General features: G+C 73.3%; 15 protein-coding genes. 8 read left to right on the top strand and 7 right to left on the bottom strand.

Annotation, left to right across the window (positions count from 1 at the left end; all coding sequences use genetic code 11):
* Positions 1 to 64 precede the first annotated feature (64 nt).
* The 6 genes from AB0B66_RS38875 (at position 65) to AB0B66_RS38850 (ending at position 6,176) form a co-directional block, all read left to right on the top strand.
* Positions 65 to 1,366 (top strand): hypothetical protein, encoded by a 1,302-nt coding sequence (locus tag AB0B66_RS38875; RefSeq protein ID WP_360539781.1) that lies wholly within the window; start codon positions 65 to 67, stop codon positions 1,364 to 1,366.
* Positions 1,367 to 1,392: 26 nt separating this feature from the next.
* Entirely contained in the window at positions 1,393 to 2,130 is a 738-nt protein-coding gene (locus AB0B66_RS38870) for a PASTA domain-containing protein (protein WP_360539779.1), read from the top strand.
* 58 nt (positions 2,131 to 2,188) lie between these two features.
* Positions 2,189 to 3,010, top strand: coding sequence for a methyltransferase domain-containing protein (locus AB0B66_RS38865; RefSeq protein WP_360539777.1), 822 nt, complete (start codon positions 2,189 to 2,191; stop codon positions 3,008 to 3,010).
* A 17-nt stretch (positions 3,011 to 3,027) separates the two neighbouring features.
* Complete coding sequence (locus tag AB0B66_RS38860) at positions 3,028 to 4,173, top strand: alkaline phosphatase family protein (RefSeq protein ID WP_360539775.1); 1,146 nt, start codon at positions 3,028 to 3,030, stop codon at positions 4,171 to 4,173.
* A gap of 170 nt (positions 4,174 to 4,343) precedes the next feature.
* Positions 4,344 to 5,651, top strand: coding sequence for a DNA polymerase IV (locus AB0B66_RS38855; protein ID WP_360539773.1), 1,308 nt, complete (start codon positions 4,344 to 4,346; stop codon positions 5,649 to 5,651).
* A gap of 126 nt (positions 5,652 to 5,777) precedes the next feature.
* Positions 5,778 to 6,176 carry a DUF3040 domain-containing protein gene (locus tag AB0B66_RS38850; RefSeq protein ID WP_360539771.1) on the top strand — a complete coding sequence of 133 codons (399 nt, stop codon included), beginning with the start codon at positions 5,778 to 5,780 and terminating at the stop codon, positions 6,174 to 6,176.
* A gap of 229 nt (positions 6,177 to 6,405) precedes the next feature.
* Here the strand turns inward: AB0B66_RS38850 and AB0B66_RS38845 are convergent, their stop codons facing one another.
* Genes AB0B66_RS38845 through AB0B66_RS38835 form a run of 3 tightly spaced genes read right to left on the bottom strand, consistent with a single transcriptional unit; the run spans position 6,406 to position 11,177 of the window.
* Positions 6,406 to 8,865, bottom strand: coding sequence for a DUF3488 and transglutaminase-like domain-containing protein (locus tag AB0B66_RS38845; RefSeq protein ID WP_360539769.1), 2,460 nt, complete (start codon positions 8,863 to 8,865; stop codon positions 6,406 to 6,408).
* Entirely contained in the window at positions 8,862 to 10,163 is a 1,302-nt protein-coding gene (locus AB0B66_RS38840; RefSeq protein WP_360539768.1) for a DUF58 domain-containing protein, read from the bottom strand. The genes AB0B66_RS38845 and AB0B66_RS38840 overlap by 4 nt, the downstream gene beginning before the upstream one ends.
* Before the next feature lie 3 nt (positions 10,164 to 10,166).
* On the bottom strand, positions 10,167 to 11,177 hold the full coding sequence (locus AB0B66_RS38835) for a MoxR family ATPase (protein WP_360539830.1): 1,011 nt from the start codon (positions 11,175 to 11,177) through the stop codon (positions 10,167 to 10,169).
* 575 nt (positions 11,178 to 11,752) lie between these two features.
* Between AB0B66_RS38835 and leuS the strand changes: the two genes are divergently transcribed.
* Positions 11,753 to 14,566, top strand: coding sequence for a leucine--tRNA ligase (gene leuS / locus AB0B66_RS38830; RefSeq protein WP_360539766.1), 2,814 nt, complete (start codon positions 11,753 to 11,755; stop codon positions 14,564 to 14,566).
* 409 nt (positions 14,567 to 14,975) lie between these two features.
* On the opposite strand, the gene AB0B66_RS38825 is transcribed toward leuS, so the two are convergent.
* From AB0B66_RS38825 to AB0B66_RS38810, 4 genes are all read right to left on the bottom strand, one after another.
* Positions 14,976 to 15,905: a DUF559 domain-containing protein gene (locus AB0B66_RS38825; protein ID WP_360539764.1), complete on the bottom strand. Its 930-nt coding sequence runs from the start codon at positions 15,903 to 15,905 to the stop codon at positions 14,976 to 14,978.
* Between the two features lie 87 nt (positions 15,906 to 15,992).
* The gene (locus tag AB0B66_RS38820) at positions 15,993 to 16,988 is read right to left on the bottom strand and encodes a VTT domain-containing protein (protein WP_360539762.1); all 996 of its coding nucleotides are present in this window, start codon (positions 16,986 to 16,988) and stop codon (positions 15,993 to 15,995) included.
* Entirely contained in the window at positions 16,985 to 17,698 is a 714-nt protein-coding gene (locus tag AB0B66_RS38815) for a glutamine amidotransferase (protein WP_360539828.1), read from the bottom strand. The genes AB0B66_RS38820 and AB0B66_RS38815 overlap by 4 nt, the downstream gene beginning before the upstream one ends.
* The gene (locus AB0B66_RS38810) at positions 17,685 to 18,929 is read right to left on the bottom strand and encodes a MurT ligase domain-containing protein (RefSeq protein ID WP_360539826.1); all 1,245 of its coding nucleotides are present in this window, start codon (positions 18,927 to 18,929) and stop codon (positions 17,685 to 17,687) included. The genes AB0B66_RS38815 and AB0B66_RS38810 overlap by 14 nt, the downstream gene beginning before the upstream one ends.
* Before the next feature lie 208 nt (positions 18,930 to 19,137).
* Here AB0B66_RS38810 and AB0B66_RS38805 point away from each other — a divergent pair, with 208 nt between their 5' ends.
* A complete protein-coding gene (locus AB0B66_RS38805) occupies positions 19,138 to 19,413 on the top strand; it encodes a hypothetical protein (protein WP_360539760.1) in 276 nt (91 codons plus the stop codon).
* Positions 19,414 to 19,432: the final 19 nt, after the last annotated feature.

Here is a 19,432-nt window from a genome sequence, read left to right as displayed (position 1 = left end):
TGTGGACAGGAATCTGTCGATACCGTTCGCACGACCCATCACCCCTGGGACGAACGGACAGCAGATGCGGAAATCTTCGTCGATCGTGGCGAGTTGCGGCCTTTTGCTGGCCACAGTGGTCGCCTCCCTGCCCGCTCAGGCGGCTCCGGTGCTCACCCTGGACTGCCGGGTGGCCGCCCCCGCCGCCGGGCTCGGCGCGGGGCTGACCGCGGACCGGGCACCGGCCTACGGGCAGTGGCTCGACAGCGAATCGGGCCGCCGGGCCAACCAGGCCGTCCAGCAGGCCGCGCGGGCCGCCCTCGGCCTCGGCGACGGCAAGGAGCGCATCGCCGACCAGGTGCGGCGCGGCTACATCGGCACCGCGATCGACCACAACACGCGGACGGTGACCGTCGTGGTGACCCCGGAGCAGCGCACCCGGGCCGACGCGCTCGGCAGCGGCCTCGCCGCGGCGTCCCTGGCCGCGGACGGCGCGCCCGAGGTCAAGTCGGCCGTCAAGGTCGGCTGCTTCCCGGCCGAGCGCCTGGCCGCCGCCGACGAACTGCTCGCCGCCCGCGCCTGGCACCCCGACGCGGCCCACGCGACGTTCAGCTACCGGCTGCGCGCCGAGGACTCCCGCTACCAGGTCAGTTTCGACCCGCGTTTCCCCGCCGCGGCGCAGGCGCTGCGGGCCGCGCTGGGCGAGGTCGCCGAGGTCACCCTCGAATCCGCGACCCGCACCGGCCGGCTCAACGACGGCGAGGCGCACTTCGGCGGCGCGGGCGTGCGGGTCAACTCCGGCCCGACGAACACCTGCACCACCGCGTTCGTCGCCAGGCGCAGGTCGGTCACCGGGGACACCGCGGTGTACACCGGAGGCATCAGCGCCGGGCACTGCTTCGCCAACGGCAACAAGATCTACTCGTCGACCCAGTACTGGGGCACCGCCTCGCGGGAGAGCGACTACCCCACGTACGACATGATCTTCGTGGGATCGTCCGCCGAGACCTATGACAACGTCATCCACACCGACCCGTGCTGCCCGACCCAGCGCAACATCACCGCCAAGCGCGATCCGGTGATCGGTGACGTGGTCTGCCTCAGTGGCATGGCCACCAAGGCCACCTGCGGTATCACCGTGTTCAGCCTGACCACCTCCATCTGCGACGCCGAGGGCTGCACCTACGGCCTCATGGAGGGCGGCCGCGGCGGCGACGTCATCGTGCGCACCGGCGACTCCGGCGGCCCGGTCTACATCAGATCCGGCGCCAGCAACGCCGTCGCCCTCGGAATGATCATCGGCTGCACCAGCCAGTGCCGGGGCGTCGTCGCGGAGCAGCTCACCAACATCGAGTCCCACCTCAACGCCACCATCCTCATCTCCTGAGGTCGGCCACCGATGAAAGGCTCAACATGAGCGGACAGCGCAGCCTGCCGGCGCGGATCGCCGCGCTCCTGCTCGCCGGTGCGGCCGCCGCCGCGGTCAGCGGGTGCGCCGCGCGCAACCTGCCACCCGCGGACGTGCCGGAGCCCTCGGCCGACGCGGTCGTCGTCACGACCCGGGTGCCGCAGGTGATCGACAGCGCCATCGGGCGGCTCGACAAGGAGTTCGGCAAGGCGGGGCTGGTGCCGCTGGTCACCTACGAGCCCGGGCTGCTGCTGGAGCGGGGCGTCGTCGCGGTCACCGATCCGCCCGGCGGCAGCACCGTGCCCCGGGGCAGCGTGGTCCGGGTGGTGGTGGCCGGGGCGCCGGCGACCCTCGACGAGTACATCCGCGGGCACTGGGAGACGTTCGTCGGCGCCGGAGCCGATCCGAAGGGCACCGTCGTGCTCGGGGTGCACGAGGGCAACAAGCTGCCCGAGGTCGTCCAAGGCGTGGAGAAGTACCTGAAGGGCAAGCCATACCGGCTGGTGACCTGCCCGCACTCGCGGGTCGAGCTGGAGCAGGTGGTCGTCGAGCTGGGCGAGCGCAGGTTCCTGCCCACCGCGGCCACGCTGAAGTTCTCGCTGAGCATCGACGGGGGAGCGTGCGCGGTGCAGTTGCGCGCCGACCTCAACGATGAAGAGACCGCCCAGCTCATGGAGCGCTTCGGCGCGAAACTCGTGATCGAACGGGGCCCGCTCGGCGGCGGCTTGCGGGGAGACGGCTGACGCCCGCCGGGACGGCGTGCCCCGACGGCCGCCCACCGGCGGCCGCTAGGCTCGCGACGTGGAGCGAACTGTGACGACAGCCCGCATTGCCGGACCCCGTACCGCCGTGATCTGGTCGGTGCTGCGCGATGAGCTGGCCGGACACGACGGCCGCCCGCTCGGCGTCGTCGACGTCGGCGGCGGCACGGGCGGCTTCGCCGTGCCGCTGGCCGAGGCCGGGCACACCGTGACCGTCGTCGACCCCAGCCCCGACGCGCTGGCGTCGCTGCTGCGCCGGGCCACCGACGCGGGCGTCGCCGATCGGGTACGCGCGCTGCAGGGCGACGCCGACTCGCTCGGCGACCTCGTCCCGCCCGCCGCCGCCGACCTGGTGCTGTGCCACGCCGTGTTCGAGTACGTCGACGACCCCGACGCGGTCGCGCAGGCGCTGCACGACGCGCTGCGGCCCGGCGGCGCGGCCAGCGTCCTGGTGGCCAACCGGGCCGCCGCCGTGCTGTCCCGCGCGATCGCCGGGCAGTGGCAGGCCGCGACCGCGCTGCTGGCCGCTGGTGGGGAGTCCGCGGAGGCCGGCCGCCGTCCAGGCGGGCCTTCGGGACGAGCCACCAGTGCAGACACGCAGGCTCGGGCCGCCGCGCGGGACACGGTGCGGCGGCGCTTCGACCTGCTCGGCGCGGAGGCGCTGCTGGCCGAGGCGGGACTGCACGTCGAGCAGGCGCACGGGGTGCGCGTGGTCGCCGACCTGGTGCCGGGCGTCGTCGCCGACGCCGACCCGGAGTCGCTGCTGGCGTTCGAGCTGGCCGCGTCCGCCGTGCCGCCGTACCGGGACGTGGCCACCCAGCTGCACCTGCTGGCCCGCCGCCGCGGCTCGTCCGAGGACTGACCCGCCGGGAGGCTTCCGTGTTCGTGGCACCGAGATACGACGAGGGCACGCTCGCCGACGTGCTGCCCGGGGCGCTGGTCGCGCTGGGGGCGCCCGGCGTCGCCGACCGGCTGGGCCTGGCCGACCGGCTGGACGGCGTACGCCGCATCGCGGTGCTGCTCGTCGACGGCATGGGCCATCACCAGCTGCCCGCGATGGCTCCGGTCGCCCCGGTCATCGCCGCGACCCTGCGCGGCGAACTCGGCCTCGCGCTGTCGACGACCTGCGGCTTCCCGTCGACGACCCCGACCAGCCTGGTCGGCCTCGCCACCGGCGCGCTGCCCGGCGCGCACGGCGTGCTGGCGTTCAACACCATCGTGCCGGGCACCGACCGGGTGCTCAACCACACCGTCTGGTCCGACGACCCGCCGCCGCGGCAGTGGGTGCCGGTGCCGCCGCTGTACGCCGCCGCGGCCGCCGCCGGGATCGACACCACGGTGGTGAACCGCCCGGAGTTCGCGGCCAGCGGCCTGACCGCGGCCACCAGCGCGGGCGCGCGTTACGTGCCCGCGGTCGACGCCGACGAACTGGCCACCGGCATGCTCACGGCGCTCAAGGAGGCCCCGGCCCGCGCCCTGGTGTACGGCTACCACCCGCGCCTGGACAAGGCGGGCCACGAGCACGGCCTCACCTCGCCCGAGTGGGCCGCGGCCGCCGCCGAGGTGGACGCCCTGCTGGCCCGGCTGGTCGACGGCTTGCCCGAGGACGCCGCGCTGCTGGTCACCGCCGACCACGGCCAGCTCGACGTGCCCGCGGACCGCCGCGTCGACGCGCACGCCGACCCGGCGCTGTCGGCCGGGGTGCGGGTGGTGACCGGCGAGCCGCGCGTGCGCTATCTGCACACCGCGCCCGGCGCGACTGCGGACGTGCTCGCCGCCTGGCGGGAGCGGGCCGGGCACGTCGCCTGGCTCGGCACCCGCGACGAGGCGATCGCCACCGGCTGGTACGGCCCGATGGCGCAGCGCCACGCGGCCCGCCTCGGCGACGTGGTCGCGGTCTGCCGCGACGACTGGGCGATCCTGGCCACCGCCACCGACCCGCCCTCGGTAACCCGCCTGATCGCCATGCACGGCTCCCTCACCGAACCCGAAATGCGCATCCCCCTCCTCCTCTACCGCCCCTGACCCCGCGCCCGCCCCGACGCCGCGCCCGGCGTTCGGTCGCGCAGTTTCGGGGAAACTGCGCGAATCAGCGCCGCTATTCGTGCACTTTCCCCGAAACTGCAGCACCCGGCAGCCGCCGTGACCCGCTGGGGCGGGGTGGGTGTCTTACCCGGGCGGTAGCGTGACGGGTTGTGGGACGTGCTTCCGGGGGTGGGGCGCCGAAGGGGTTCGGGCCTGACGGCGACGATTCGGGCTGCCCGTTTCTGCACATCGACATGGACGCCTTCTTCGCGGCCGTCGAGGTCCGCCGCCGTCCCGAGCTGCGCGGGCTGCCGGTGGTGGTCGGCGGCACCGGCGGGCGCGGGGTGGTCTCCTCGGCCAGCTACGAAGCACGGGCCTATGGCATACGCAGCGCGATGCCGACCGCGATGGCCCGCAGCCGCTGCCCGCAGGCGATCTTCATCCCGCCCGACATGACCGCCTACGCCGAGGCCTCGCGGGCGGTGATGGCGCTGTTCCGCGACATCACGCCGCTGGTCGAGCAGCTGTCGGTGGACGAGGCGTTCCTCGACGTGTCCGGCAGCCGCCGCCTGTTCGGGCCGCCTGCCGAGATCGCCCGGCTGATCCGCCGCCGGGTGGCCGAGGAGCAGCGGCTCACCTGCTCGATCGGGGTCGCCCCGAACAAGTTCCTGGCCAAGCTCGGCTCCACCCGGGCCAAGCCGGACGGGATGCTCGTCATCCCGGCCGACAAGACGCTGAAGTTCCTGCGCCCGCTGCCGGTGTCGGTGCTGTGGGGCGTCGGTGAGCGCACCGAGGAGGCGCTGCACCGGCTCGGCCTGCGCACCGTCGCCGACGTCGCCGACGCCACGCCGAGCCTGCTGCGGGCCGCGGTGGGGCAGTCGCTGGCCGCGCACCTGCACGAGCTGGCCTGGGGCCGGGATCCGCGCCAGGTGAACACCGAGCACCAGGAGAAGTCGATCGGCGCCGAGGTGACCTTCGACACCGACCTGGGCGAGCCGGAGGCGCTGCGCAAGGCGCTGCTGGCGCTGGCGCAGAAGGTGGCCGGCCGGGCCCGTGCCGCCGGGCAGGCCGGGCGCACCGTGTCGATCAAGGTGCGGTTCGCCGACTTCCGGACCATCTCCCGGTCCCGCACGCTGCCCGGCCCGACCGACGTGGCGCACGACATCCTCGCCACCGCCTGGGAGCTGTTCGAGGCGGTGCGCGCCCAGCAGCGCATCCGGCTGGTGGGGGTGCGGCTGGAGGGGCTGCTGGCGGCCGAGGGGGCGGTGCGGCAGCTGGCCCTCGGCGAGGAGGAGGACGGCTGGCGGGAGGCCGAGGTGGCCAGTGATGCCGTCATCGCCCGGTTCGGTCGCGGGGCCGTCCGTCCGGCCAGTCTTCTCGGTACGACCCGGCGTTCTGCGGGTGCGGCGGCCTCGCGGCCGCAAAATCCCGCTCCGGGCATGGTCGTCCCGCTTTCCGACCCGCCACCGCCCTCGTAGACTGACGGGTAGCAGTCGTCCGGCTGCAACACGTATTCACGGTTTGGCGATCTTCATCTGGGGAATCGGCGCTCTGTCGCACCCTGGAGAGGGGAACGCCGACCTGGCGGACCGGGGAGGAGAGCCGTGCCGCTATCCGAGCACGAGCAGAGGCTGTTCGAGCAGATCGAACGGTCGCTGTCCGAAGACCCGAAGTTCGCTTCGGCAGTCCGCCACAGCGACCCCAAGTTCCACGCCCGCCGGCGGATCATCATCTCCGCCGTGCTCATCCTCGTCGGACTGGGCCTGGTGGTCTACGGCGTCGCCGACAGCGAGAAGCTGTGGCTGGGCGTCGTCGGTTTCGTGCTGATGCTCGGCGCGGCGGCGTTCTGGATGCTGGCGCACAAGCGCAGCCAGACCGCTGAGCTGCGCTCCGTCGGTGGCACCGCGACCCGCCGCACCCGCGGCGGTGGCCGGGGCGGCCGCGGCGGCATCATCGACCGCCTGGAGAACCGCTGGCGCGAGCGCGGGGATTTCGACCGCTGACCCCTGCACCGGCGAGGCCGCGCCGGTGCCCATGACGACGACGAGCGCCGCCCCTGGACGGGGGCGGCGCTCGTCACCTCTGCGTGTTCTGGACGTCTGTGGCTGCTGTGGGGGGTGATCGCCGTTTCCGGTCAGAACCTGCGGTCGCACCGCAGATCATGACCGGAAACAGCGATCATCAGCCTGGTCGGCGCGGCGGCCCGAGGGCCGTGCCGACCGTCGGCCTCGGTCAGCGCAGTAGCCGCCGGGGCCGGAGTGGGCGCAGCACGCGCATCAGGACCTCGCTCAGCCGTGCCGTCCGCGCCGACAGCGCGGTGAGCCCGGTGTAGGTCGCGTTGCGCCAGCGCAGCAGCACCGACGGCGGCATCAGCAGCGCCGTCAGGCGCACACCCCGGTCCGCCTCGCCCGCGATGGCCTGGCGCACCTCGCGGACGGCCGGGGCGAGGCGCTCGGCCGACAGCGGCACCGGCGCGTATCGGGCCCGCTCCTCGGCCAGCCCGAGCAGGCGCGCCTGCTCCACCGCTGGCGACGCGGGCAGCGCGGTGCTGATCAGCCGTTCGACGGTGGCCCGGGGGGTCTCCGCCGGGTCGACCACGAGCCGGTGGTCGATCATCGTGTCGATGAGCTCGTCCCAGGCCGCGTGGGCCTGCCGCCGGGCGGCGTCGGTGTCGCCGACCACGGTCATGGTCAGGTCCGCCGGGGAGACACCGACGGTGGCGAACCCGTCGCCGGTGGCCGTCGCCGCGGCCCGCGCGCTGCGCCGCCGCCGCAGCGTCAGCCGCCGCAGCGCCGGGGTGACCAGCAGCACCAGCAGCACGAGGACGCCGCCGCTCGCCACCCACACCCAGGTGGGCAGCTCGGTCTCGAGGTTGATCGGCCCGGCGAACCCGCCGTCGGGGTCGATCGGGTCGCGGGTCGGCCCGCCCGGTCCCGCCGAGCCGTCGGTCGCGCCGGGGCTGAGCGAGGGGCGCGGCTGGCCGGGGGTCTCCTCCGGCGCGTCCACGTCCGGCGCCCACGCGGTGGGAGCCGAGCCGACCACGTACGTCGACGGGGTCGCGTCGAACGGCACCCAGCCGAAGCCGGAGAAGTACACCTCGGTCCACGCGTGCAGGTTGCGGTTGGTGAGCGTACGCACCCCGTTGTCAGCCGAGCCGCCCAGCGTGAAGCCGAACGCCACCCGGGCCGGGATGTCCGCGGTGCGCACCATCCACGCCAGCGCCGCCGCGTACTGCTCGCAGAAGCCGCGCTTGTTGTTCAGGAAGTCGACGATGGCCGCGCCGGAGGTGCCCGCCGGGGCCGCCACGTCGTACTTGAAGTCGTTCTTGGCGGAGAAGTAGTCGTAGAGGGCCCGGACCCGGTCGTAGTTGTTCGCCTTGCCCGCGACCAGCTTGTTCACCAGGGTGCGGACCTCGGGCACCTCGGGCACCCGGCTGTAGTCGCGCTGGTTGGCGTCGGACGCGGCCATCGTCGGGGCGGTGCGCAGCTGGTCGGGGGTGAACTCGGCCCGCACGTAGTCGAACTCGTACGACAGCTCGGCGGAGTTCGACCGCTGCGAGTAGACGATCTGCAGCGACGGGTCGTAGGACCACGCGGCGTCGAGCCCGCGGACCGACGTCGGCGCCGAGTAGACCGGCAGCAGCGGCATGGCGAAGTTCTCGGTGATCTCGACACGGGCCGTCGCGGCCTGCGTGCGCACCGCGCTGAGGTCGAGCCCCGCCGGGTCGGGCAGGTCGTCGCTGACCGGCTGGCCGGTGGGCTGGTGGCTGGCGAAGCCGCCGCCGCTGATCTGGTCGGCGACGCCGAAGCGCATGTAGAACGGGTCCGGGTCGTTGGTGGTGACCTTGACCATGTCCTGCACGCCGGCCTGCTTGAGCCGGCCGCTCAGCTCGGCGAACAGGTCCACCCGGCCGCTGCCGCGCGGGCCCTTGCCGGCCTGGCCGAGGCCGTCGCCGCTGCCGAACTCGCCGAGCCAGCCCGCGCTCATCGCGGGCACGGCCAGCGGCAGGGCGACCGCGACCAGCACGCCGACCACGGCCAGCCGCCGTCCGGCCGAGGCCAGCGGTGAGGGCTCCCAGACGTCGACGCCGCGTCCCTCGCCGGTGAACCGGCGGCCGAAGCGGCGGACCCGGTCGACGTTGTCGCTGACCAGCAGCCACAGGAAGCCGACCGCGGCGATGATGAACGGGAACGGGTTCACCGAGTCGATGTAGACCGCGACCGGGACCGAGTAGATGGCCAGCATCGGCAGGCCGGCCAGCGCCGGGCGGCGCAGCCCCACCGCGCACAGGTCGACGATGATCGCCACCGCGCCCATGCCGAGCGCGCTGACGAACAGCAGGCCGTCCAGGTCGGGCACGGGCACGTAGCTCTTCTGGACCTCCTCGCCGGCCAGCGCGAACAGCGAGCCGAACTGCGCGAACGTGTCCGGCGTGGGGATCAGGCCTCCGATCGCGGTGTCCCCGCCGAACAGCCACGTCAGGCCGATCAGCAGCGCGACCAGCATGGCCAGCAGCTGGGCCCAGAGCCGCCCGCGCAGCGAGCGCGCGCCCAGCGCGGCCCCGGTCACCATCGCGACCATGAGCCCGCCCTCGAACAGCCAGCTCCAGCCCGCGAAGATCTGCGAGATCGGGGCCGAGGCGAGGATCGTGGCCCCGCCCGCGACCAGGCCCAGATGACGTCGTGAGTTCATCGGCCGCCTCCCATGGTGACCGTCTCGGCCATCGCCGCGCGCACCGCGAAGCCCTGCTGGCCCCGGGCGGCCTGCGGCCACAGCGTGGGCAGCTGGTCGCCGTGCTTGACCCGGACGACCCGCCAGCCGCTCTGCATCAGCGACAGCGCCGCCGCCGCGTGCTCGTGCTCGGCGGCCTCGCGAGCCTGGACGGGCAGGTTGAGCCAGGTGCTGGCGTCCAGGAAGAACGCCACGCAGGTGGTGCCGCTGCTGCGCAGGGCCGACAGCAGGCGCGCCTCCTCGGCGCTGAGCAGGCCCAGCACCGCGATGATCAGGCCGCCGTCGGCGCGCCGCCGGGTGTGCTCCACCAGGCTGCCGACGTCGCCGCGCGGCGAGGCCTTCACCTCGGCCAGGTGGTCGAGCAGCATGCCGTCGCCGACGCCCTCGGTGGCGTCGATGTCGGCGCCCGTGTCGGTGACCAGGCGCAGCCGGTATCCGGCCTGGCGCAGGTGCACCGCGATGCTGGCCGAGGCCGACACCGCCCACTCGAAGCTGGCCGTGGGGCCCTCGCCCCGGTGCGCGCCCAGCCGCGTGTCGAGCAGGACGGTGGCCCGGCTCTCCCACGGCTGCTCCTCGCGGCGCACCATCAACTCGCCGACCCGGGCCGTCGAGCGCCAGTGCACCCGGCGCAGGTCGTCACCGCGGCGGTACTCGCGCGTGGCGGCGTCGTCCTCGCCGTGCACCGCGACCGAGCGGGCCCGGCTGTCGCCGGTGCCGGAGTACTCCCCGGCCAGGCGTACCAGCTGCAGGGCCGACACGTTCGGGATGACGGTGAGTCTGTCCGCGCTGGGGAACGAGCGGGTCAGCTCGCACAGCCCGAACGGGTCCGTCATGCGCAGCGTCAGCGGGCCGACCTCGTAGCGCCCGCGCAGCTCGGCGCGGACCGTGTACGCCACGGAGCTGGCCTGCTGCGCGCCGAGGCGCTCCAGCACCAGCCGGGGCCGGCTGCCCAGCGCGTAGGGCAGCCGGTCCTCCAGCAGCAGCGTGCCCGTGGGCAGCCGGGACATGTTCTGCAGCCGCAGCAGCACCCGCGCGCTGCCGCCGGCCTGCACCCGGTACGGGTCGAGGCTGCGCGTGCAGGCGAGCTTGTAGCGCGCCCGGCCGACGTACATCGCCGCCATCAGCGGCAGCGCCACGAGCAGCACCGCCACCCGCATCAGGTCCTTCTCGCCGAGGGCGAGCGCGCACAGCAGCGCGGCCGCCCCCGCGGCGAGGAACGAGCGTCCGCGGGTGGTGAGCCCGCGCAGCGCCTCACGCATGGGTCAGCCCCGCCGGTCGTAGAAGGAGTTGGGCGGCGTCGCCGGGCGGGTGTCGTAGGGGGAGCGCCCGCGGTCGTGCGGCACCGGCAGGCGGTGCACCAGCTCGGACAGGATCGCGTCGGTGGTGCGCCGGGCCAGCTGGGCGTCGGCGGTGGGGATGACGCGGTGCGCGAGCACCGGCACGGCCAGGGTCTGCAGGTCGTCGGGCACGACGTAGTCGCGGCCGTCCAGGGCGGCGACGGCCTTGGCCGTGCGCAGCAACTGCAGCGTGGACCGGGGCGAGGCGCCCAGGCGCAGCTCGGGGGCCTCGCGGGTGGCGGTCACCAGCTCGACGGCGTAGCGCTTGACGGCCTCGGCGACGTGCACGCTGCGCACCGTGGCGATGAGCCGGCGCACGGTGCCGCCGTCGACGACCGCGGTCAGGTCCTCCAGCGGGTCGTGCGAGTGGTAGCCGTCGAGCATGGCGTATTCGGCGGCGGCGTCCGGGTAGCCCATGGCGATGCGGGCGGTGAACCGGTCGCGCTGGGCCTCGGGCAGCGGGTACGTGCCCTCCATCTCGATCGGGTTCTGCGTCGCGACCACCATGAACGGGATCTCCATGGTGTACGTCACGCCGTCCACGGTGACCTGGTGCTCCTCCATGCACTCCAGCAGCGCCGACTGGGTCTTCGGCGAGGCCCGGTTGATCTCGTCGCCGACCACCAGGTTGGCGAAGACCGCGCCCGGCTTGAACTCGAAGTCGCGCGTCTCCTGGTTGTAGACGCTGACGCCGGTGACGTCGCTGGGCAGCAGGTCGGGGGTGAACTGGATGCGGCGCACGGAGCAGTCGATGGACCGCGCGAGAGCCTTGGCCAGCTTCGTCTTGCCCACGCCGGGGACGTCCTCGATGAGCAGGTGGCCCTCGGCCAGCAGCACCGCCAGGGCCAGCCGCACGGTGGCGGTCTTGCCCTCGATGACCTGCTCGATGTTGGCCACGATGGCGTTGGTCGTGGCACGGAACTCGTCGACCGTCATGGGGTCGGTGAGTTCGCCCCCACTGCGTTGCGTGGTCACATGTCCTCCTGTAGTTCGCAACTGCGGGGCACGGCCCCCGTGGGACGGGCGCTTCCTGCGCTCACCCCGGCCTCCCACCATTCTGATCACCTGCGCCCCGACAGGACGCCGACCTCCGTCGGGGAGGTTGCTTCCCGGTCGACTACCCGGCCGGACGGCCGGGACGACGCGCCGGGCGGCTCGCACGGGAGTGCGAGCCTTGTCCGCAGTGTTCCGTAGGTGCGGCGCTTGCGGCAATGGCGGGCAGCGATACGGGATCTGCTCGGTGGGCGACGCGCCGCGATCAGCCGGTGTGCGTGGCATGCGAGATGCAGCGATTACGCGCTCGGGGGTATCATGCGGGCATGGCTTGGGCCCTGGCGCTCCTTAGAGAGCCGTGCTGACGCGACAGAGCGCGCGTGAGCACGGCGACCCCTCCTGCGTGAGGGGCTTTTTTGTGCCCGTTCGCGGGCACGGGAGCCGATACACCGCGACGCGCTGAGGCGTCCGTACCGCCCGATGACTTTGATCTTGATCTGACTCGTGAGGACCTGGACATGAGCGAGCACGCCGAGACCCCGGCCGACATCCCCCCGTACCGCTACACCGCCGCGTCCGCCAACGCCATCGAGGCGCACTGGCAGGACTACTGGCAGGAGCACGGCACCTTCCACGCGCCCAACCCGGCCGGCCCGCTGGCCGACCCGTCCCACCCGCGCTCGGGCGCGCCCAAGCAGTTCGTGCTGGACATGTTCCCGTACCCGTCCGGCGCGGGCCTGCACGTGGGCCACCCGCTGGGCTTCATCGGCACCGACGTGTTCGCCCGCTTCCAGCGCATGGCGGGCTTCAACGTGCTGCACACGATGGGCTTCGACTCGTTCGGCCTGCCCGCCGAGCAGTACGCCGTGCAGACCGGCACCCACCCGCGCATCACCACCGAGCGCAACGTCGAGCGCTACCGCGCCCAGCTGCGCATGCTGGGCCTGGGCCACGACGACCGGCGCTCGGTGGCCACCACCGACGTCGAGTTCTACCGCTGGACCCAGTGGATCTTCCTGCAGGTCTTCAACTCCTGGTACGACGCCGAGCGCGGCGTCGCCCGCCCGATCGGCGAGCTGATCGAGAAATTCGCCGCCGAGGACCCGACCTGGGCGTCGAAGTCCGCCACCGAGCGCCGCGCGATCATCAACGAGCACCGTCTGGCCTACGTCTCCGAAGCTCCGGTCAACTGGTGCCCCGGCCTGGGCACCGTGCTGGCCAACGAGGAGGTCACCTCCGACGGGCGCAGCGAGCGCGGCAACTTCCCGGTCTTCAAGCGCAACCTGAAGCAGTGGATGATGCGCATCACCGCGTACGGCGACCGCCTGATCGACGACCTGGACACCCTGGACTGGCCCGAGCCGATCAAGGCGATGCAGCGGAACTGGATCGGCCGCTCCACCGGCGCGCACATCGCATTCGCCGTCGAGGGCAGCGCTGAGGTCGTCCGCGTCTTCACGACCCGCCCCGACACCGTCTTCGGCGCGACCTACATGGTCGTCGCGCCCGAGCACGAGCTGGTCGACGGCATCGTGCCCGCGGCCTGGCCCGAGGGCACCCATGAGGTGTGGACCGGCGGGCACGACACCCCGGCCGCGGCGGTCGCCGCCTACCGCGCCCAGGCCGCGGCGAAGACCGACGTCGAGCGCCAGGCCGACGCCAAGGTCAAGACCGGCGTCTTCACCGGGGCGTACGCGGTCAACCCCGTCAACGGCGCGCGCGTGCCGGTGTTCATCGCCGACTACGTGCTGGCCGGCTACGGCACCGGCGCGATCATGGCAGTGCCCGGCCAGGACGAGCGCGACTGGGACTTCGCCGAGGTCTTCGAGCTGCCCATCATCCGCACCGTGCAGCCGACCGACGGCTTCGACGGCAAGGCGTTCACCGGCGAGGGACCGGCGATCAACTCCGGCATGCTGGATGGCCTGGGCATCGCCGAGGCCAAGGAGAAGATCATCGCCTGGCTGGAGGCCGAGGGCCACGGCCAGGGCGCGACCACCTACCGGCTGCGCGACTGGCTGTTCAGCCGCCAGCGCTACTGGGGCGAGCCGTTCCCGATCGTGTACGGCACCGACGGCCAGGCCATCGCGCTGCCCGAGTCGATGCTGCCGCTGGAGCTGCCCGAGGTCGCCGACTTCTCGCCGAAGACCTTCGAGCCCGACGACGCCACCTCCTCGCCGGAGACCCCGCTGTCGCGCAACAAGGAGTGGGTCGAGGTCGAGCTGGACCTGGGCGACGGCCCGAAGACCTACATCCGCGAGACCAACACCATGCCCCAGTGGGCCGGTTCCTGCTGGTACCAGCTGCGCTACCTGGACCCGACCAACGCCTCGGCCTTCGTCGACCCGGCCAACGAGGCCTACTGGGTCGGCCCCCAGTCGGCCGGCGACTCCGGCGGCGTCGACCTGTACGTCGGCGGCGTCGAGCACGCCGTGCTGCACCTGCTGTACGCCCGGTTCTGGCACAAGGTGCTGTTCGACCTGGGCCACGTGTCCAGCTTCGAGCCGTACCACCGCCTGTTCAACCAGGGCTACATCCAGGCGTACGCGTACACCGACGACCGGGGCGCGTACGTCCCGGCCGAGGAGGTCACCGAGGAGCAGCCGTCCGTCTTCACCTGGAACGGCGAGAAGGTCGACCGCGAGTACGGCAAGATGGGCAAGTCGCTGAAGAACGTCGTCACGCCCGACGAGATGGTCGAGCGGTACGGCGCGGACACCTTCCGCGTCTACGAGATGTCCATGGGCCCGCTGGAGGTGTCCCGCCCCTGGGACACCCGCGCGGTCGTCGGGTCGTACCGCTTCCTGCAGCGGGTCTGGCGCACGGTGATCGACGAGACGACCGGCGCGGTCACCGTCGTCGACACCGCGGCCTCGGACGACCTGCGCCGGCTGCTGCACCGCACCATCGCCGGGGTCCGCGAGGACATGGCCGCGCTGCGCTTCAACACCGCGATCGCGAAGCTGATCGAGCTGACGAACGCGGTGACCAAGGCCGGCGCGACGCCGCGCGAGATCGCCGAGCCGCTGGTGCTGATGCTGGCCCCGGTCGCCCCGCACATCGCCGAGGAGCTGTGGTCGAAGCTGGGCCACGGCGGTTCGCTGACGTTCGCCGACTTCCCGGTCGCCGACCCGGCGCTGCTGACCGCCGACCTGGTCACGTACCCGGTCCAGGTCAACGGCAAGGTGCGCGGGCGGGTCGAGGTCGCCGCGGACGCGGCCGAGGACGAGGTCCGCGCCGCCGCCCTGGCCGCGGTCACCGACTCGCTGGCCGGCAAGGACCCGAAGAAGGTCATCGTCATCCCCGGCCGCCTGGTCAGCATCGTCGCCTGACGGTTTCGTCCGAAGGAAGGGCACCTTCTTAACGCTCCGCGTTATAGAAGGTGCCCTTCCTAACGTGACGGCCACTTTGAGCTGCGATTTGTAGCATGGAACGGCCGCGGCGGCGCGACGCCCGCAGTAGGCCTGCGGCTGGCACGCAGTCAGCCTGCGGTCGGCCCGCACCGAGCCTGCGGCTGACCCACAATCGGCCTGGGCCGGCCTGGGCCGGCCTGGGTCGGCCTGGGTGGCGCCTGCTGCTGCGGCGGCGCGACGGCCCGAGTGGGTCGGTCCCGTCGTTTCGGCCCAGAGCCTGGACGATATGCGTTACGCGCCATCTGCAGGCGGCGTCAGGACGCAAGATCTGTTTTTGTGGACGCTGGACGTCGTCCTGGCAACGTCCAGCGTCCACAAAAACAGATCTTCAGCCAGGCCAGCCCGCGGCGCGCAGCGCGGAGCGGACGGTTTCGAGAACTTCGTCCGGCTTGTTGCGTACGGCCCAGGCCGGGAAGCGGAGCACTCGCTCGCCGCTCACCCACAGGGCGTTCTGCCGCCGCATGTCGGCCCAGTACCCGCGCACATCGAGATGCTGCGCACCGTCGATCTCGGCGTGCACGCCGTATCCCTCGAAGAGGGCGTCCAGGTAGCGCTGACGTCCGTCGGCATCACGGCGGCTGACCTGGAGCTTCGGCCGGGGCAGACCGCCGCGGCGGCACAGGGCCAGGAACTGTGCCTCGGGCAGCGACCCGGCTCCGCCAGCGGCGTCGTTGACCGCCTGGACGATCACCGGCCGCCGCCGAACCCCGCTCATCCGCGCGAGCACGGCCCGCACCTCGGCGGCCCCGACCAGGCGCTGCTGCACGGTGGCCGCGACGATGGCGCGGGCCTCGTCGTCGGAGCGCGCCCACTGCGAGGCATCGACGACCGAACGGGCGGGCATGGTGCACGGCGGGCTGCCGAGGTCGTGCACGTCCGCCGGGTCCAGCAGGCGGGTGCGATGCACGAGCACGTCGTGCGGGGCGTCGCGGTCGCGGGCGGCGGTGGGCATGAGCAGATGGATCGCGGGTACGGCGAAACCGCGCAGGCCAAGTTGGGCCAGCGCGGTGCGCCCCGCGGTGACCGTGCCGGGCGGTCCGGCGAGTACTGCGATCCACCGCTGCTGGTCGGCGTCACCTGGTGCCGGTCGCAGCACGTAGACGCCACGGCGTGGCCGCTGCCAGCGCTCCGATGCGACCCGGTGGCGGATCGCGGCGTCGGTGAAGTGGGCCAGTGCCTGCGTGCGGCTGAGCACGTCGTGCTGGCGGAAGAGCAAGAAGTCGAGGTCCAGGGCATCGTCACGCGGCAGCTCACGCACGTCCGCCGAGCCTAATCCGGCCGAACAGGACCAGTGTCCGAGCAGACGCCCGGCGTCGCCATCGCGACACCGGGCGTCCATGGAACGTCAGGCGGTGGCGGGGCGGGGCGTCGTGCGGGACTGGCGGCGCCAGTGCAGGGCGGCGGCGGCGCTGATCAGGATGCCGGTCGCGGCCGGAATGAAGGTCAGCCAGCTCAGTGAGTGCGGCGCGATCGCGGCCGCGCCGATGGTGGCGTAGCTGAACGACGACGGCAGGCCGCCGAGCGCGGTGCCGAGCAGGTAGTGCCGCAAGCGCACCGAACTGGTCCCGTACGCGTACCCGACCAGGCCGAACGGGGCGATCGGCTGCAGCCGCACCACGATCACCGCGAGCAGGCCGCGCCGGGCCAGCCAGCGGTCGAGCCGGGCCAGCCGGTCACCGGCGTGCGCGGCGACGAAGTCGCGCCCGGCCCAGCGCCCGGCGGCGTAGGTGACGGTCGCGGCCAGCAGCGCCGCGGTGAGCGACCAGGCGGCCCCGCCGACCGCGCCGAACAGCGCGCCACAACCCAACGAGATCGCGGTACGCGGCACCAGCGCGCACAGCAGCACCGCGCAGACCAGCACCGCGACCGCGGGTGCGGCCGGACCCAGCTGGTCGACCCAGGTGGGCAGCTGCTCCAGCGGCAGTTTCCACGCGGCGAAGCCCGCGCCCATGACCAGCACCCCGAGCGCCACCAGCCGCGGCCAGTGCGTCGCCGCCCGAACCTGGCCCGGCCTGGCGGTGTCCGCGCCGACGTGGCTCGGCAGCGCGGTGTCCGCGCCGGCCTGGCCTGGCCTGGCGGTGTCCGCGCCGGCCTGGTCCGGCAGCGCGGTGTCCGCGCCGGCCTGGTCCGGCAGCGCGGCGTCCGCGCCGGCCTGGTCCGGCAACGTGGCACCGGTCCCGGTCCCGGTCCCGGTCGGGTCCGGGCTCGCACCGGCCTGAACCGGGTCCACCGAGGCAACGCCGGGTCGGGCCGGGTGGGACGGCGTGGCCGGTGCGGTGCCGGGCTGTGCGGTGCCGGGCTGTGCGGAGGTCGTGGAGGTGACCTCGGGCGAGGCCGTCACACGAGTCCCACGGCGCCGAGGCGCTCGCTGCGCAGGCGGGTGTGCCAGGTGTCGTCGGCCGCGCCGAGGTTCTCCTCGCCGGTGGCCCAGCGCAGCAGCAGGTCGGCCAGGGCCGGGTTGCGCGACAGTGCGGGGCCGTGCGAGTACGTGCCGATGACGGTGCCGGACCACGCGCCCTCGGTCGCGCCGTCGTTGCCGATGCCGGCGCGGACCTTGGCCAGCGGCTTGACCCCGGGGCCCAGGTGGGTGCGGCCGCCGTGGTTCTCGAAGCCGGTGAGCATGGGCAGGCCCAGCGCCGGGTCGATGTCGCCGGCCAGCTCGCCGACGGCCCGGGTGGGGCCGCGGTCGGAGTGCAGGTCGAGCAGGCCGAGGCCGTCGCACTTGGCGCCCTTGGCGAAGAAGCTGTGGCCGAGCAGCTGGTATCCGGCGCACACGGCGAAGACCACCGCGCGGCGGTCCACGGCGCGGTGCAGGCCGCGGTCGGCGGCCAGGCGCTGGGCGGCCAGCGCCTGCGGGCCGTCCTCGCCGCCGCCGATGAGGTAGATGTCGCCGTAGGGCAGGGCCTGGTCGGAGCGCACCTCAAGGGTGTCGACCGGGATGCCGCGCAGCTTGGCGCGGTGCGCCAGGATCAGCATGTTGCCGCGGTCGCCGTACGTGGACAGCAGGTCGGGGTAGACCCAGACGATCTGGAGTGCGCTAGACAACTCGATCCAACTCCGCTCGGATGTCCTGGAACGCGGTGTAGTTCGCGATCACTTCGAGGCGGCCGGGCGGCACCGCCGCGACAGCCTCGTCGAATGTCTTCACGTGGGTGAAGGCGACGTCGTTGACCTGCAGCCGGACCGCGAGGTCGTACGCCCGGTCGCCGGTGATGAGGACCTGGCGGCCGCGCAGTGGGGCGAAGTCGACGTCGAACAGCCAGCTCGTGTCGAAGCCGTCGGGGTCCCGCGCGTTGATCGACAGCAGGGTGGGCTGCTGCTCGGCCATGTCGAAGGCCTCCAGCCAGCTGGCCGGGTTCTTGGCCAGCAGCAGGCGGATGTTGCGCCCGTCCCGGTCGACCTGGGCGTAGCGGCCGGCCACGCTGGCGACCTCGCCGAGCTTGGGCGCGGCGTCGGCGGGGGAGACCCCGAACCGGTGCGCCACGGCCAGCGCGGTGGCCGCGTTGCCGACGTTGACCTTGCCGGGGAGCTGCAGCTTGACCTCGTGGCGTACGCCGTCGGGGTCGATCACGCCGGAGTCGTCGACGGTCCACTGCGGGGTGGGGCGGGCCAGGTCGCCGTTGGCGCAGCGCCACGCGTCGGAGTCGGTCTCGTCGCGCTCGATGTGCGCGCCGCAGGCCGGGCAGACGTGGGCGTCCTCGCGCCAGCGCTGGCCGGCGGAGAACCAGGTGACCCGGCCCTCGCTCGCGGCGGCGTGCGCGGCGGCCGCGTACACGACCATGGGGTCGTCGGCGTTGGCGACGACGTGCACGTCGGGGTGGTCGGTGAGGGCGTCGCGCCACAGCTGCGCCATCATCGCCACCTCCTTGGCCCGGTCGAGCTGGTCGCGGGACAGGTTGAGCAGCGCCACGACCAGCGGAGTGGTGGCCCGCAGCACCTGCGCGAGGTAGTGCTCGTCGACCTCCAGCACGGCGTACGGCGTCGCGCCGGCGCGGGCCAGGGCGGAGGTGTGGCCGGTGGGCATGTTCGCGCCGAACGAGTTCGTCGCGACCTCGCCGAGCACGCCGACCGCCGCCGCGGTGAACCGCGTGGTGGTGGTCTTGCCGTTGGTGCCGGAGACCAGGGCTATGCGCCGCCCGGCCGCCAGGTGGGCGAGCAGGTCGGGGTCGATCATCATGCCTAGTCGTCCGCCGATGACCGACCCGTCGCCCCGGCCGGTGGCGCGCGACAGCGCCGCGGCGGTGCGCGAGACCGATGCCGCGAGCGAGGCCCGCAGCGGCAGCTTGTTCTCCGTCACGCGGGAGAGGCTACCTGACTCCGTGACGGCGTCAGGCCTGTGGCGTGAACCACTGCCCGGCTTCCTGTTTTCCCTGCGTATTGCGCGAATCGGGTCTGAAAGGGTAAAACGATACAGCGGCCGTGCGCGAATGCGCACCACGGTGGCGAGCACTTGGCACAGTGGTGGGCCGCACCCCTGGAAGGACATCGCTGTGCTCGAACTCCCCGAGCGGCGCCCCGCCCGACTGCTGCTGGGCCTGGGCGCCGGTATAGCCGCGGTCAGCCTGCTCGGCGCTCCCGCCGCCAAACCCGCCCCGACCACCGCCAAGACCTCGGCCAGCGCGTCGGCCCAGCCCGACGGGGCGGCCCGGCGCGACCAGCGCCGTCCGTCCGGCGAGGATCCGCAGGCCGACGCCGAGACCGCCGCGCCGGACGCCCGTCCCGAGGAGGACGGCGACGACGCCGAAGCGGACGACGCCGGCGCGTGAGCCACGACCCGATCGCGGC

Source organism: Catellatospora sp. NPDC049111 (assembly GCF_040648615.1).
Classification (GTDB): Bacteria; Actinomycetota; Actinomycetes; order Mycobacteriales; family Micromonosporaceae; genus Catellatospora; species Catellatospora aurea.
This window is presented reverse-complemented; position numbering and strand designations above follow the sequence as displayed.